The sequence below is a fragment of the Arenibacter troitsensis genome (genome assembly GCF_900177645.1).
Taxonomy (GTDB): Bacteria; Bacteroidota; Bacteroidia; order Flavobacteriales; family Flavobacteriaceae; genus Arenibacter; species Arenibacter troitsensis.
On the sequence record NZ_FXAO01000004.1, the window covers coordinates 279,780 to 295,041 of the forward strand.

General features: G+C 42.3%; 17 protein-coding genes. 8 read left to right on the top strand and 9 right to left on the bottom strand.

Translation table 11 applies throughout. The features are described 5' to 3' along the window. Window positions 1–37: 37 nt before the first annotated feature. Window positions 38–976 carry a 3-keto-disaccharide hydrolase gene (locus B9Y87_RS10830; RefSeq protein WP_085498926.1) on the bottom strand — a complete coding sequence of 313 codons (939 nt, stop codon included), beginning with the start codon at window positions 974–976 and terminating at the stop codon, window positions 38–40. A gap of 215 nt (window positions 977–1,191) precedes the next feature. Between B9Y87_RS10830 and B9Y87_RS10835 the strand changes: the two genes are divergently transcribed. Beyond that, on the top strand, window positions 1,192–1,674 hold the full coding sequence (locus tag B9Y87_RS10835; protein ID WP_085498928.1) for a regulatory protein RecX: 483 nt from the start codon (window positions 1,192–1,194) through the stop codon (window positions 1,672–1,674). A 48-nt stretch (window positions 1,675–1,722) separates the two neighbouring features. On the opposite strand, the gene B9Y87_RS10840 is transcribed toward B9Y87_RS10835, so the two are convergent. The 3 genes from B9Y87_RS10840 to bioB all read right to left on the bottom strand — a co-directional run bounded on the left by B9Y87_RS10840 (window position 1,723) and on the right by bioB (window position 4,314). Next, window positions 1,723–2,220 (bottom strand): DUF6646 family protein, encoded by a 498-nt coding sequence (locus tag B9Y87_RS10840; RefSeq protein ID WP_085498930.1) that lies wholly within the window; start codon window positions 2,218–2,220, stop codon window positions 1,723–1,725. A gap of 65 nt (window positions 2,221–2,285) precedes the next feature. Then, window positions 2,286–3,149 carry a cupin-like domain-containing protein gene (locus B9Y87_RS10845; protein WP_085498932.1) on the bottom strand — a complete coding sequence of 288 codons (864 nt, stop codon included), beginning with the start codon at window positions 3,147–3,149 and terminating at the stop codon, window positions 2,286–2,288. Between the two features lie 70 nt (window positions 3,150–3,219). Beyond that, a complete protein-coding gene (bioB, locus tag B9Y87_RS10850) occupies window positions 3,220–4,314 on the bottom strand; it encodes a biotin synthase BioB (RefSeq protein ID WP_085498933.1) in 1,095 nt (364 codons plus the stop codon). A 505-nt stretch (window positions 4,315–4,819) separates the two neighbouring features. Here bioB and B9Y87_RS10855 point away from each other — a divergent pair. Together B9Y87_RS10855 and B9Y87_RS10860 are read left to right on the top strand one after the other, a co-directional pair. After that, a complete protein-coding gene (locus B9Y87_RS10855) occupies window positions 4,820–5,056 on the top strand; it encodes a hypothetical protein (protein WP_085498935.1) in 237 nt (78 codons plus the stop codon). After that, complete coding sequence (locus B9Y87_RS10860) at window positions 5,056–5,346, top strand: type II toxin-antitoxin system RelE/ParE family toxin (protein ID WP_072860455.1); 291 nt, start codon at window positions 5,056–5,058, stop codon at window positions 5,344–5,346. The genes B9Y87_RS10855 and B9Y87_RS10860 overlap by 1 nt, the downstream gene beginning before the upstream one ends. Window positions 5,347–5,450: 104 nt before the next feature. Here the strand turns inward: B9Y87_RS10860 and B9Y87_RS10865 are convergent, their stop codons facing one another. The 5 genes from B9Y87_RS10865 to B9Y87_RS10885 form a co-directional block, all read right to left on the bottom strand. After that, the gene (locus B9Y87_RS10865) at window positions 5,451–6,620 is read right to left on the bottom strand and encodes a beta-ketoacyl synthase N-terminal-like domain-containing protein (protein ID WP_085498938.1); all 1,170 of its coding nucleotides are present in this window, start codon (window positions 6,618–6,620) and stop codon (window positions 5,451–5,453) included. A 3-nt stretch (window positions 6,621–6,623) separates the two neighbouring features. Further along, window positions 6,624–7,892: an adenosylmethionine--8-amino-7-oxononanoate transaminase gene (bioA, locus tag B9Y87_RS10870; RefSeq protein WP_085498940.1), complete on the bottom strand. Its 1,269-nt coding sequence runs from the start codon at window positions 7,890–7,892 to the stop codon at window positions 6,624–6,626. A gap of 139 nt (window positions 7,893–8,031) precedes the next feature. Continuing rightward, window positions 8,032–8,643 carry a dethiobiotin synthase gene (gene bioD / locus B9Y87_RS10875; protein WP_085498942.1) on the bottom strand — a complete coding sequence of 204 codons (612 nt, stop codon included), beginning with the start codon at window positions 8,641–8,643 and terminating at the stop codon, window positions 8,032–8,034. A 1-nt stretch (window position 8,644) separates the two neighbouring features. Continuing rightward, window positions 8,645–9,028 (bottom strand): putative signal transducing protein, encoded by a 384-nt coding sequence (locus B9Y87_RS10880; protein ID WP_085498944.1) that lies wholly within the window; start codon window positions 9,026–9,028, stop codon window positions 8,645–8,647. 2 nt (window positions 9,029–9,030) lie between these two features. After that, on the bottom strand, window positions 9,031–10,158 hold the full coding sequence (locus B9Y87_RS10885) for an aminotransferase class I/II-fold pyridoxal phosphate-dependent enzyme (RefSeq protein ID WP_245808693.1): 1,128 nt from the start codon (window positions 10,156–10,158) through the stop codon (window positions 9,031–9,033). 153 nt (window positions 10,159–10,311) lie between these two features. On the opposite strand from B9Y87_RS10885, the gene B9Y87_RS10890 reads away from it, so the two are divergent. The 5 genes from B9Y87_RS10890 (at window position 10,312) to B9Y87_RS10910 (ending at window position 15,209) form a co-directional block, all read left to right on the top strand. Continuing rightward, window positions 10,312–12,120: a M61 family metallopeptidase gene (locus B9Y87_RS10890; RefSeq protein WP_085498947.1), complete on the top strand. Its 1,809-nt coding sequence runs from the start codon at window positions 10,312–10,314 to the stop codon at window positions 12,118–12,120. Next, complete coding sequence (locus tag B9Y87_RS10895; RefSeq protein ID WP_085498949.1) at window positions 12,121–12,654, top strand: GNAT family N-acetyltransferase; 534 nt, start codon at window positions 12,121–12,123, stop codon at window positions 12,652–12,654. Window positions 12,655–12,797: 143 nt separating this feature from the next. After that, entirely contained in the window at window positions 12,798–13,037 is a 240-nt protein-coding gene (locus tag B9Y87_RS10900; RefSeq protein WP_085498951.1) for a ribbon-helix-helix domain-containing protein, read from the top strand. Then, a complete protein-coding gene (locus B9Y87_RS10905) occupies window positions 13,030–13,320 on the top strand; it encodes a type II toxin-antitoxin system RelE/ParE family toxin (protein WP_085498953.1) in 291 nt (96 codons plus the stop codon). Before B9Y87_RS10900 ends, B9Y87_RS10905 begins: the two co-directional genes overlap by 8 nt. Before the next feature lie 248 nt (window positions 13,321–13,568). Further along, window positions 13,569–15,209: a hypothetical protein gene (locus B9Y87_RS10910; RefSeq protein ID WP_217807510.1), complete on the top strand. Its 1,641-nt coding sequence runs from the start codon at window positions 13,569–13,571 to the stop codon at window positions 15,207–15,209. Window positions 15,210–15,262: the final 53 nt, after the last annotated feature.

Here is a 15,262-nt window from a genome sequence, read left to right on the forward strand (position 1 = left end):
CTTTTTTTGTTTTGGCACATTAAATTACGCTACAGATTTAATCTATCCTTGGAGTAATAATTATATTCCGAAACTCTATAGGACCATGATCCCCTTGGAAATACAATGGTCCTGGTTCACCCTCCTTACTGTCCAAAGCCCCACCGGTAATACCCGGAATTATCTGATCGCAGATCACCTGGGCACCATTGGCCACAATCGTTACCCTTCTACCGATCAAGGTAATATCATATTCCTGCCATTCCCCAGCAGCCTTGGCCACCACCTCATTTGGGGTCAGGAAGCCGTATACACCACTATATTCAACATCCGAAGGCTCTGCCCCCTTACTGTCGGTAATCTGCACCTCATAGCGCCCCCGTAGGTAAACCCCGCTGTTACTCCCCTTGGGATACTTGAATTCCAAATGCAATTTAAAATCGTCGAACTTTTGTTCCGAAACCAAATTGGAACCCGATTTGGGACTTTTTAGCACCCCTGACTCCACTATCCACTGGTTTTCTCCCATAGCCTGCCATCCACTTAAATCCTTTCCATTGAACAATTTTATGGGCTTGCCCCACTTTGCGTTTTTGGTATACTCCAGTTTAGGGGCACGGGTAGCCACCCAGTTATAAGTCTTACCATTGGTGTACAACATGGTCCCCTTTAATACATCACCGCTCATGCTGCCTTCGAACTCCATATAGGTATTGCCGTCTTCCCATTGCGGCGGTATGGCGAAACTAAATTTTCCATCCACCATTTTTACCTCCGAAATTGGCCTGGCACTACCCATGGCATAAACAAACCGTCCTACCAATGTTCTTGATCCGGAGTGTCGGATTTCCAACCAGGATGGAAGGTCTTTCCCCTCTTGGGAAATAACCATATCCCAACGCCCTTCTATGGGATTTATTTGTTGGGCAAAGGACAAAGTTGTAAAAGCCATTATAAAGCTATATACCAACACACACATCTTAAATTTATTATTCATATTAAAGATTGTTTTTTATGAATCGTAAATATAATTACATTATGAATACTTCACTAATTAACAACTCCAAAATAACCTCACTATTAGACCAGCAACTTTAGGCCTTGAATAAAATATAAGGCTAGATTTATCAATTCCACAAACCAACGTATCTTTACAGAAATACTCTAAAAAATTTACAGGAGCAATTGACCATCCAGAGCCTTAATGACCTAATGATTTCACCAAAAAATTCTTATTCCGTAGACGAAGCCACCAAAAAGTTGGAAGGGTATTGCGCCTATCAGGACCGTTGCCATAAGGAGGTAATTTCCAAACTTAGGGAAATGCACATGATTCCCCAGGCCATAGACCTGATAGTAGCACATTTGATCCAAGAAAATTTCCTAAATGAAGAACGCTTTGCCAAAAGTTACGCCAGGGGAAAATTCAATATTAAAAAATGGGGTAAAAACAGAATTGTAAACGAGTTGAAGCACAGGGAGATTTCCAAATATAATATAAACATGGCCCTGAAGGAAATAGAGCCCAAAGAATACGTTAAAACGTTTAATGCATTGGCAAAAAAACGCTTGGCTGAAATAAAGGAAAAAGACGCACAAAAGCGGAGAAAAAAACTCGCAGACTATCTTTTGTATCGCGGGTGGGAAAGTGGAATGGTCTACGAAAAAATATATGAACTGGTTCCCAATAAGTAAAATAGACCTTCAGCCCCTACTTTGTGAAAGGGCCGAGGGTCTTATATGTTAATTAAGATTAAAAGAAGCTCCGATGGTAAATACAAACTGATTGTGCAATTTCTCAGCCGGTGTTAGGCTGTCCGTATTGTATTTTGCCAGGGGTGCATTTAATTCGGAAAACACCCCAAAGCCATCACTGAAAAAGTAGCGTACCCCCAAATGACCTCCAAAATTTTTAAGACCAAGGTCCAACCCAGGATAAATATCCACATTGTCACCTAACTGAAAAACACTGCCCAGATTGGCATTGAACCTTGCCTTTAGGTCTATTCTGTCCCCAAAATCGGCATCGATCAATTCTGCCACTCCCAATACATAAGAGGACGAAAGGCCAAGTGAGAAGTTTTCTCCCAAACCGTAATCATAGGTAACTACAATTCCAGTACCATTCTCCTGGAAATTGGTGCCTATCTGAAATTTCATATCCTCCTTACCTTGAAATGCCTGTGCATTAACAGATGATGCAGCCAAAACAAATACCAATGCAAACAATAATTTTCTCATAATAATCTTCTTAATGTAATTTTATTTAAAGGGGACAAAGATATTCCTTTCCTTACATATAATACCTAGGACAACTGTTTATTTGTCCTTTCTATGGCTTGCGCATTTTTCCAGTCTATCCACTCCTGGCCCTTTAATTTTCGCATAATATTGTCGTAATAACGCATGACCAATACATTGTAGAAGGCCCGCCCCAAGTTCACCGGATTTCTTGCAATTGCCCTTAAACTCATAGAAAAACCGGGGGTAATATATTTCATATAGTGCCAATACCCTTCGGGCATATACAAGACCTCCCCATGTTCCAAATGGGTTTTAAACCCGGATGCATTTCTTAATGCAGGCCATTTTTCATAATCGGGATTGGAAAAATCTATGCTTTCATGGGTTATTAACGAATGCGGCACCTTATATAGGTATTTATTTTCAGATTGTGCAAAAAGGATGATCTCTTTTTTTCCCGCAAAATGAAAATGAAAAATGTTGGCCAGATCAATGTCATAATGCATAAAGGTATGGGAATTGGTCCCTCCAAAAAAAAGCATTGGCAGGCCTTTCATTAAATTAAGGCCAAAATCTGGAAACGTATAATCCTTTTGAAGCTCCGGAACCTCCTTAAGAATATTCCATAGAAAAATACGGTATTTGGTAGGCTCACTTTGCAAAAGATCCAAATAATCGGACATTTTCATAGTGGCATGGGGCTCGTTAAACCCGTCTTTATGATGTACGGGACGATCGTCATATAGCGGAACTGTCTTGTTACCAGCCACCTGCCTCATATATTCAAAACTCCATTTGGAATAAGCCGGCCATTCCTCAATACACTTTTCTATGACCACTGGTCTCTGTGGCCTAAAATAGTTGTTGAGAAACTCTTCTTTGGTAATATTGGCTACCCTAGGAATCTCCTTTAAGTTCAATCTAATCTGGTTGTTAAAGCTAACAAAGTTAAAAAACCTAAAATAATTATCTTAAAAATATAATCCAATATTAGGATTACTCAGTAAGATTGGCCTTCTTTTTAGCGGCTTCGTTCCTATCTATGGTATGTCCCGGCCTGGTCCATTTCGGCTTTTCGCCCTTGCCCTGGTATTGGGAGTCTTCCGCTTCCACTGTTTTTGGCTGGGAAACCTTGGTAAAGGGCTTTTGCGGGTTTAGCCCCAAAAGCTTAAACATAGCCATATCCTCGTTAACGTCAGGATTAGGGGTAGTCAACAATTTGTCCCCTGCAAAAATAGAGTTGGCACCTGCAAAGAAACACATGGCCTGACCTTCCCTACTCATTTGTGTACGCCCGGCCGACAACCGAACCTGGGTTTCGGGCATTACAATACGGGTAGTGGCCACCATACGCACCATATCCCATATTGGAATAGGTGGCAAATCGGCCATAGGAGTACCCTCAACAGCTACGAGGGCATTAATAGGCACGGATTCCGGTTGTGGGTCCAAGGTGGAAAGTGCCACCAACATCCCCGCCCTATCTTCCAAAGCCTCGCCCATACCAATAATTCCACCGCTACATACGGTAACATTACTTTTGCGGACATTGTCTATGGTATCCAAACGATCCTTAAAAGCACGGGTAGAAATAACATCTTTATAATAGTCCTCAGAAGTATCCAAATTATGGTTGTAAGCATAAAGTCCGGCTTCCGCCAAACGATGCGCCTGATTTTCAGTAATCATTCCCAAAGTACAGCAAACCTCCATATCCAGCTTGTTAATGGTACGTACCATTTCCAACACCTGATCAAACTCGGGTCCGTCCTTAACGTTCCTCCATGCTGCCCCCATACACACTCTAGAACTTCCAGCGGATTTGGCACGCAAGGCCTGGGCCTTTACTTGGGACACTGTCATAAGGTCGTTGCCCTCCACTTTGGTGTGGTAGCGTGCAGCCTGTGGACAGTACCCGCAATCCTCAGGGCAACCCCCGGTTTTAATGGATAGCAAGGTAGATACCTGAACCGTATTGGGGTCATGGTTTTCCCTATGTACGGTAGCCGCCTCGTAAAGCAGCTCCATAAAGGGTTTGTTGTAAATATCCAGTATTTCCTGTTTGGTCCAGTTATGTCTTACTTCGCTCATACTTTTTAGTTCTTGGGGCTTTCCCCAACTTCCTTCTCTCCCAACACCTACAAGGAGGACCTGCAAGGTCTTGACGACCTTGTAGGTCTACACCTTGCAGGAGAGAGCAAGGAAGTCGGGGTCGGGCTTTCCGCTATATCTTTTTCAGTTTACCTTCGCCAGGCGCGGTAAACATAAAAAGGATGCCGCTGCAATCCCTAAGCCAACATTTATTTAGGGGTCAAAAATAACCTAATATCCGCAGAAATTGCAAAATTCCATTCCTTAATTCGTCGATTATTGCAGTTTTCAACTGCTTTTAGAACATAAGTTAGCCAGGAATTGACCAAAAAATAGGTTGATATATTAATAAAAACCCGCCAAAAGAGAGTTAAGGCTTGCCCAAAAGAATACTCACCACATTCCCAACAAAGCCAACTGCGTTTACCATCACCTTATTGATCTCAAAGGAAAGAAACTTATGGGATATAAATTGTATCTTTACTATAGGCAATAAGAAATTATTATGGCAAGCATCGATTTAAGAAATACGGTCCGGGAGTATATAGATAAGGCAGACTTAAGGCTTTTAAAAATGATTAAAGCATTAGCGGAAAGCTATCAAAATGACGAGCAAGAGCTTACTTTAAGTGAAGAACAATATCAAATGATCGATAAGCGTAAGGAAGCCCATGTCAATGAAGAAAGTAATACATTAACTTGGGAACAAGTCAAACAAAACGCTAGAAATGCTTCACAATAATGGCATATAGTTTAGAGGTTATAAACGATGCCAATCTAGAAATTATTGAAGCCTATCTCTATTACGAGGAAAAAAGAATTGGTTTAGGCGAGGAATTCTTGGAACATTTGGATTTCTATTTTGAACGAATTATAGCCAACCCCAAATGCTTTCCCCAAAAACGTAAACCCTATAGAGAAGCATTTTTAAAACGCTTTCCATTCTTAATTATATATGAAATCACCAATAAAAAAGTGATTGTTTATTCCGTGTTCAACACTTGGCAAAATCCAAAGAAAAAGAAAAGATAATTCTAAATTCTGTCCCATAGCTTATTAGCTGTAGAATTTATTATAAAGACTCCCCCCAATAGTATGGTACAACAGATTTCTCGTAGTTCCGATTGCTACTACAATTAAATCTTGCCCAAAAGAACACTCACCGCATTCCCCCCAAAACCAACTGCGTTTACCATCACCTTATTGATCTGTTTTGGCATAGCCTCATATGTCACATATGGCACTCCTATAAACTCTTGATGCTGCAACATCAACACCGCCAATTCCAAACTCAGCATTCCAGAGGCACCAAAAGAATGCCCTAGCTTCCATTTATTAGTGGTCAAGGCCGGCATATCTTTTCCAAATATTTTCTTGATGGCGGTTACCTCGGACAAGTCGCCTTTAATGGTTCCCGGAGCATGCAATACCACCACATCCACCTCCTTGGGATCTATCCCGCCCAAAGCCATTTTCATGGATCGCTGAAAACAGACGGCATCAGAGGATATAGAAATATTGTGTTCCAATATTTCCGTGGCATAACCCAGGCCTTCAATACGGGCAAGGGCATTTTGGATATTGTCTTTCTCCAAACAGGCCATGGAAGCAGCTTCACCCAATACCATGGTATTTTGTTTCTTATCGAGGTCCAAAGCGCGACATGGATAACCACTAGGGTCGTTTGCAACAAACCGCGAATAAACCTTTAAGGCCTTCATCTGTGCAATGGTAAAGGGCGTTAATGGCGCCTCGCTTCCCCCTACCAAAAATTTATTGGCCATACCACTTTTCAACCATGCCACCCCGTTCAAGAGGGAATGCAGGGCAGTGGAACAAGTAATGGAATGTGATATCTCAGGCCCTCGGGTCTGTAGGTCATGGGCAACCCATGATGAAATATTACCCAAAGTCGTAGTAGGCGAGGACAAGGTAGTGGCCTCGCCATTTTGGATAAATTCGCTATGGTATTTTTCAAAAAGTCCAGTAGCGCCCCTGGAGGAGCCAATGTTTACTCCAAAATCGTCATCCTTCCAACCCGCTTGTCCTATAGCATCCCTAGACGCATAAATAGCATACAGCACAGAGGGATCCAAGTTTTTATATTTGGAATCCGAATTTTTTAATTCCTCTATCTTCTGTTGCGCATCTTCTGCTAAGGCGGAACCCCAGGCGGTTAGATCGCCATAGCTTTTCTGTTGCAAAAAATGGTCTGGACACTTATAATTTTCCCAGATCTCCTTCAAAGAAATTCCTAAAGGAGAAATGGAAGACAATGCGGTGATATAAATAGATTCGTTCTGCATTCATCAAAATTTTTCAAGGACTTCCCTTATACTAACGTATATCCTTTGCATTTCATCTTTGGTAATAATATAGGGTGCCGAAATATATATGGTATTTCCCAAGGGCCGCAAAAATACGCCGGAACCCATAAAATGTTGAAACAGTTTGTCCCTAACATTTCCATAGCGCTCCATAACAACATCAAGATCCAGGGCATAGATTATACCGGTCTGTCTAGTGGCAGCCACCTTAGGGTGATCTTTAATTTCTGCATCAAACTCTTGGTGCCATTGTATTATACGACCTATATTCTTTTGAATTTCCTCTGAGGTCAACAATTCAATTCCCGCCAAGGCAGCGGCACAGGCCAAGGGGTTTGCGGTATAGGTATGGCCATGAAAAAGTCCCTTGGCAATGTCATCACTGTAAAAGGCATCATAAACTTTCTGGGTACAACTGGTCACCGCCATGGGAAGCATCCCGGCCGTAAGAGCCTTGGACATACAGATAATATCGGGCTTCTCCGTCATATGATCCGAAGCAAAATGCCTTCCGGTTTTCCCAAAGCCTGTCATCACCTCATCGGCAATGGCCAAAACCCCATGCGATTTTATCACTTTTAAAATTATCTCCAAATGTTCCGCCTTATGCATTTTCATGGCTGCAGCTCCCTGTACCAAGGGTTCGTATATAAATCCGGCCACAGCATCAAGATCCATGGTATTTTCCAATTCATGTAACAGGCTCCCAAGATTGTCCTCCGTAGGAACTGGAATCCTTTTTACATCAATAAAATAATCCTCAAAAGGACCGTTATAAACAGACAGTCCAGAGACGGACATCGCCCCAAAGGTATCGCCATGAAAACCATCTTCAAACGCCAATAAAACAGAACGCTTTTTTCCCAAATTATGATGGTACTGTAAGGCCATCTTAATCCCGATCTCGGTAGCCGTGGAACCATTATCTGAAAAAAACAATTTTTGCTGATTTTGTGGCAGCAACGAAATAAGGGCCTCTGAAAGCGCTATGGCAGGCTCATGGGTAAATCCACTAAAGACCACCTGGTCCAACTGCTGCATTTGTGCATATACCTTGGATATAATGGCATCATTGCAATGGCCATAGACACTGGTGTACCAGGATGATATGCCATCTATATATTCCTTGCCGTGCTCATCTACCAAAACCGCTCCCTTTGCCTTAACAATACCCAACATTTTAGGATGCAGTTTATGCTGCGTAAGCGGGTGCCAAAGGTGTTTCTGATCCCTTTCCGAAAGACTTTTCAATTGAATTTCCTTTTTAAATAGAGGTGCAAAGATGGGGAATAATGACTAAAAACACTATCCCAATCCCAATTCATTTAAGGGAGACAAACAATCCTTAACCCCTGTCAGATACAAGGAATATTTTTAAAGGCCAATGACCTTACCAAGCCATAAGTGCAGGCCGCAATTGTTCCGCGTATTTCTTAACCACCTCTTTTGTAAGAGTATCTTCATGACCAATTCTACCCAAAACAGGTACTCCGGTAATTTTGGTGATAATATCCTCGGAGGCGGCGTTTGGCTCGCCATTAAAAAGTATGGCAACATCATACCCCTTGAGCAAGAGCCATTTAATAGTCAACAGAGAGTGATTGATACTGCCCAAATAATGTTTCACCACAACAACCACATGATAAGTTGGCATAATAATATCCAATAAGGTATCGGAATCGTTCAGCGGCACCAAAACACCTCCAGCCCCTTCGATTACCATATGGTTGTCTGTTTTGGGCTCATGTATTTTGTTATGGTCAATATAGACCCCTTCCAAGGCAGCTGCCGCATGAGGACTAATGGGTGCCTTAAGGGAGTAGCTGCTTTTATGTATTACGGTTTTGGTATTGGAGATTAAATTGGAAATAGTTTCACTATCGGAATCCTCACCTGTTTGAACGGGTTTCCAATAATCTGCCTGCAAGGCCTCGACCAAGACTGCCGAGGTTATTGTCTTTCCTACATCTGTTGATATTCCTGTTACAAAAAATTGTTTCATTCTAGCTTGGTTCTGTTATAAACTCACAATTTAGACATTTATACTTTCTTTTTTCAAAAAATGGAAAAAGTTTATAAAAAATCCCTTTCCTGTTATAATAAATCTCCATTCTCTGTGCCTTGCAGTTTGGACAACGCCTAAAATTACCTTCGTCGTCCACGGCATAGGCCCTAATTTCATTGTAGATTTCAGTAGCCCTTTCCTTATCGGAAAAATATACCTGTAGCTTCACTCCGCCTATGGCATTACTGATCAGGGGGTCCGAATTAAGGGTATTCTCATCCCTAAGAAATACGGGGATACCATCGGCCTCCAATCGGCCTTTTAGTATTTGAACGTCAGCTACATATTCAAAGGCAGCAAGGGTATAAAATTCTGGATTCATCTCTAATCAAATACTTCGGCCAATATTAAAAGTACATCCTTAATTTCATTTTCGGTATTAAAACTGTGCAAACAAAATCGCAATCGCTCCTGACCTTTTGGCACGGTAGGCGAAAGAATCGGCTTTACATCAAAACCCTTATCCTGCAACTGTAGCGACCATTTTTTTACCTTTTCATTGCCTTCCACCAAGCAACAATGCACAGCCGAATCACTGGGAATAAAATGGGCCGCAAGGTTATGGCCCCTCAACTGCTCCTTAAAAAAGTTGATATTCCGCCTAAGTTGCATTTGCCCACCTCTTGAAATGGACAAATGTTCACAAGCTGCCAATATCGTTGCCAAGGAATGTGGGGGCATTCCTGTTGTATAAATAAAACTGCGTGCAAAATTTACCAAATAACCTTTTAGGGCATCGCCTCCCAATACTGCGGCACCATGACAGCCCATGGCCTTCCCAAAGGTGATGATCCTGGCAAATACCTTGTCCTGCAGCCCCAACTCATGTAACAATCCCTCTCCCCTGCTACCAAATACCCCAACCGCATGGGCTTCGTCCACGACCAAATAGGCCCCTTTGGAGATGCACAATTCCACCAGCGCTTTTAAATCCGGAGTATCCCCATCCATGGAAAAAACCGATTCCGTAACCACATAAATATCGCTATCAGGCTTTCTTTCCCTGGCACGGTCTATTTGCCCGCTTAGACCTTCCAATTGGTTGTGTTTAAACTTATAGCTTTGGGCAAGGCCCATCCCAATGCCATCACGGATACTGGCATGTGAGAGTTCATCATAAAAAACAACATCCGTGCGCTGTGGCACGGCACTAAAAAACCCTATGTTGGCGTCGTATCCCGAATTGAAGACCAAGGCCGATTCAGACCCAAAAAAGCTGGCCAACACCACTTCCAATTCCCCATACAGTCCGTTATTACCGGATAACAGCCTGGACCCCGTAGCTCCATTGGCAATGACACCTTTCTTTTTCAGGATATTTGAGGCGTTCTTAAAAATGGTCCTGTTTTGGGCAAGGCCCAGATAATCATTGGAGGAAAAATCGATCAGACCCTTGGGCATTGGCAATTTCCGAAGGGCATTATTCGTCTGTCTTTCGGTTAGTTTTGCCATCAATTTTTTTGGGAATTCCGTCATATTGCAAATGTAGCATATCCTGTATTTATATAGTATATTCGTTTGTACAAAGCCTTGTAAAATAATCATTGGGGGACCTTAGAACAGTTTAGATTTCCCGACAATAAAAAAGTATCGAAATCAAATTATATGAAAATCAATATTCTAAGCCTCCTTTTTCTTGCCATTAGCTGTGGCCTACATGGCCAAACCAACCAATACAGCATTTCTTTTGAAAATGCCGAACACCACGAAGCTGAAATCACGGCCACATTTCCATCGCTGAATCCGGGTGTACTTTCAGTACGCATGGGCCGTTCCTCCCCTGGGCGCTACGCCCTACATGAGTTTGCAAAAAACGTATACAATTTTAAGGCAACCGATAGCAAGGGAAAGGCCTTGGAAATCTCCAGGCCCAATCCTTACCAGTGGGATATTAGCGGCCATGATGGGGAAGTAAAAGTAAGTTATACGCTTTTTGCCAATCGTGGGGATGGCACCTATGCCCAAATTGATGAGACCCATGCCCATTTGAACATCCCTGCCACCTTTATGTATGTGGACCATTTGGGCGATCGGAAAATAGAAGTTGATTTTAAGGTAAGGGAAGACCTCAACTGGAAGGTGGCTACCCAAATGCCACAGGTATCGGGCACTACATATACAGCACCCAACTTACAGTATTTTATGGACAGTCCAACGGAAATCAGTAATTATGGACTACGCCAATTTGTGGTAGATAATAACGGTACCCCACAGAACATACAATTTGTATTGCACCACAACGGAACGGAAGCAGAGCTGGACACCTATTTTGAACAGGTAAAAAAAGTAGTTCTCGCCGAAATGGAAGTGTTTGGTGAATTGCCCAACTACGATTATGGCACCTATACCTTCTTGGCCTGTTATATCCCCAATGCCTCCGGGGATGGCATGGAACATAGGAATTCTACCATTTTAACGGATAGGGAAGGCTTGGCCGAAGGCGGAATGAAGAACAATATAGGCACCGTAGCCCATGAATTTTTTCATGGTTGGAACGTGGAACGTATTCGTCCCCAGGCCTTGGAACCCTTCAATTTTGCCGAAGCCAATATGAGCGGGGAACTTTGGTTTGCGGAAGGTTTTACCAGTTATTACACCAATTTTATCCTTTGTCGGGCCGGAATCATCACCCCAGAGGAATATGTAGAGGGCCTAACGGGTACTTTTAACTATGTTTGGAACTCTCCGGCCAGGCAATTCTTTAACCCTATAGAAATGAGCTACCAAGCGCCCTTTGTGGACGCTGCCACCTCTGTGGATCCGGTGAATAGGGAAAACACCTTTATCTCCTACTATTCCTATGGCAGTGTTTTGGGACTGGCCCTGGACCTTTCGTTGCGACAAAACGGACTTAACTTGGACGATTATATGAAATTGGTGTGGCGGACCTATGGGAAAAATGATGTTCCCTATACCCTGCATGACCTGCGCCAAACCTTGGTACAATACGCGGGCAAGGAATTTGGAAACAGTTTCTTTGATAATTACATATACCAAAGTGAAATGCCGGATTATGCTGCATTGTTTGCCTCGGTAGGGGTTGCATTAAAGCAGGCCATGGACCAACCCTATTTTGGGGCGAGTGTGAGCACCAACCGATTTGGTATGGGTAGCATTCAGGAAAATACCCCAATAGGGAGCCCAGCTTATACCGCAGGCCTGGACGCCAGGGATGTTATTACCGCCATCAATAACGTTCCTTTGACTGCAACACAGCGTTTTAACGACCTTATAAACCAATATAAAGTAGGCGACACTCTACAAGTGGCCTATACCCGTTATGGCCTTCCAAAATCTACCACGGTGGTTTTAACCGGAAACCCGGCCTACAGCATACAATTAATTGAAAAGGATGGAGACAAAGTCAGCAAGCAGGTGTTAAAAAATAGAAAGGCTTGGTTAAAATTGGATTAAATGGCAATAAAACTCACCCGCTGTACCACAAAAGCTGAATTACAGCAAATATTGGATCTGCAACAAAAGAACCACTTACAAAATGTGGATGCGGATGAAAAGGAAAAAGAAGGCTTTGTTACGGTATCCCATACTTTGGAACTCCTGACCGAAATGAATGCTGCCTGTCCCCATATCATTGCCAAAGACCAAGATAAAGTGGTGGGCTACGCACTTTGCATGCATCCCCGGTTTGGAAATGACGTAGAGGTCTTAAAGCCCATGTTTCTGGAAATAGCTGGGGTAATACCCAAAGAGGACCCCTATATGGTTATGGGGCAAATCTGTATAGACAAGGAGTACCGGCGACAGGGTATTTTTAGAAAGTTGTACGAAACCATGAAGAATACCCTACTGCCCAATTTTACCAGTATCGTTACCGAGGTAGATGCCACCAACCTCCGTTCTTTGGAAGCCCATTACGCTGTGGGATTTGAGGAACTAAAAACCTACCATGCAGGAGGGCAGGATTGGAAGTTGATCGTATTGCGGTAATGATTTTTGGGAAATAAGATGGAATAACCGTAAGCCTATTTTAGCCATCAGGCAGGCTCTACCCATGCGATAAGCTAGGTAAGATACATGAGAAATTTGTATTTGATTCGTTTTCGGTGTATTTTTACACCAAAATTAAAATTATGTGTAGACAAAGTATTACATTCACAGAACCCAACGATGAATGGTTAAAAAAACAAGTAGACAATAAGGAGTACTCTAGCAAAAGTGAACTGGTCAATGATTTGATCAGACAAGCTAGAAAACAACATGTCCAAATAGATTGGATCAGAGCTAAATTAGAAAAAGCAGAGAACAGCGGATTTACTGAAGATAGTAAAGAACAAATATTAGAGCAATCCAAGTCCTTACTTCGTGGCTAACTATAAATTAAGCAACTCTGCCAGAGTGGATTTGATACGAATTCATCAATACTTAGTAAGAAAATTTGGTGTTGAACAAGCTGATCAATACTACTATTCATTTTTCGAATATTTTCACATTATTGCCCAACTACCTTTTTCATTTGAAGCAGTTGATTTTATCAAAGAAGGCTATAGACGTTGTGTTTGCGGTTCAGATAGTATTTATTACAGAATACAGAATGACACTGTTGAAATAAAGGCCATTATTGGTAGGCAAGATTTGAAAAATATGCCACACTAACCTCCGTTAGTGCAGATTAAATAGTTTTTCTCCACAAATTCCTTTGCTAGCTCAACCCTGTCCGAATCGGCATGCTCGTATGTCCCATATTATTAAATAGTAACCCAAATTACTTAACCGGTATTTCTAGGACACTGGTGAGCAAGGGTGCCCTTCGACAATGCATGCTTTGCTGTTTAATACCAACTTTTTATATATTTATAAGGTCAGTTAGATTTTTTCAACTTAATGACCCAAAGCATGCGCCCATGATGAAATATTACGTTTTAACAATCTTCTTCTTTTCGTGTTTATTTTTGGCACATGGGCAGTTAGAAAATGTAATAATCACCTCCAAAAAGAAAAAAACCCAAGTAAAAGCGGATATCAATGGGCAATTGCATGTAAATATATCCCCAAAAAACGTCCTTAAATTTAAAGGGCTTGGATGGGTACGCTATAGTGATTTCGGCGCCATAGGTGATGGCAAAACAGATGATATGGACGCTATTGCTGCAACCCATGCCTTTGCCAATCTTTATGGACTTAAGGTGAAGGCCGACCAGGGTTTCACTTACTACATAGGAGGCAAGGAACGTACGGCGGTCATCCAAACCGATACCGATTTTGGATCGGCAGCCTTTATCATTGATGATACCGAAGTCCAAAACCACAAAGCCTCCGTTTTTAAGGTGATTTCGAACCTGCAACCCTTTACACTGGATGGCATAACATCACTTAAAAGAAACCAGGAAAAAATAGACGTCCTTTTGCCTCAGTCCTGTCTTATCACGGTTACGAATTCCAATGTAAGGCACTATATCCGTTTTGGGCTGAACCAAGACAATGGCTCCCAGCAAACCGATATCTTTGTCGTTGACAAAAACGGAAATGTGGATTTGGATGCCCCCGTTATTTGGGATTTTGAGCAGATTTCGAATGTGACCGCCATTCCCTTGGACACCACAACGCTAAACATAACGGGAGGGCGTTTTACCACCATTGCCAATAAGGCGGATTCCAAGTACAATTATTATAGTAGAAACATCGGGGTCAACCGTTCCAATGTGGTGGTCGATGGCCTTGAGCACCACATCATTGGGGAAGGAGAACTGGGAGCGCCCTATGGCGGTTTTATCAATATCCGTGACTGTGCCTATGTAACTGTGAAGAACTCCCTGTTTACAGGACATAAAACCTACCGTACTATAGGCTCCGCTGGCAAACCGGTATCCATGGGCTCCTACGACCTTCTCGTAAACCGTAGCCTTAATGTATCGTTTGAGAACTGCAGTCAGACCAATGATATAAATGACAATACCTATTGGGGCATAATGAGTTCCAATTACTCCAAGAACCTTGTCTATGACAACTGCACCTTGTCCCGATTCGATGCCCATAAGGGAGTAGCCAATGCCACCATCCTAAATTCTACCCTTGGCCATATGGGTATCAATGCCATAGGTAGCGGTCTCTTGACCGTGGAGAACAGTACTATCCTGGGTAAAACCCTAATTAATTTGCGCGAGGATTATGGTAGTACATGGCAGGGAGAGATAGTGATCCGCAACTGCGTTTTTATACCCGAAGGGGGCAAACCCAGCGAGGCCAACATTATAGGAGGTTCCTACTCCGGGCAGCATAATTTTGGCTATACCTGTTATATGCCGGAAAGGATTACCATAGAAAACCTACGCATAGATGACAGCAATCATCCTGAAGACTACGAAGGGCCAGCCATTTTTAAAAACTTTAATGAAGAAATGACGGATGATACGTATCAGGAGAAATTTCCATATATCAGAACCGATGAAATAATCCTTAAGAATGTAACCACCGCAAGCGGCAAGGACTTATTAATTAGCAGAAATCCGTTTATGTTTCAAGATGTGGTAGTGCATATGAAGTGAGATAATCTCCATCTAACACAAACTATGCGCCAGCCTGGAAATATTTTCGTTAG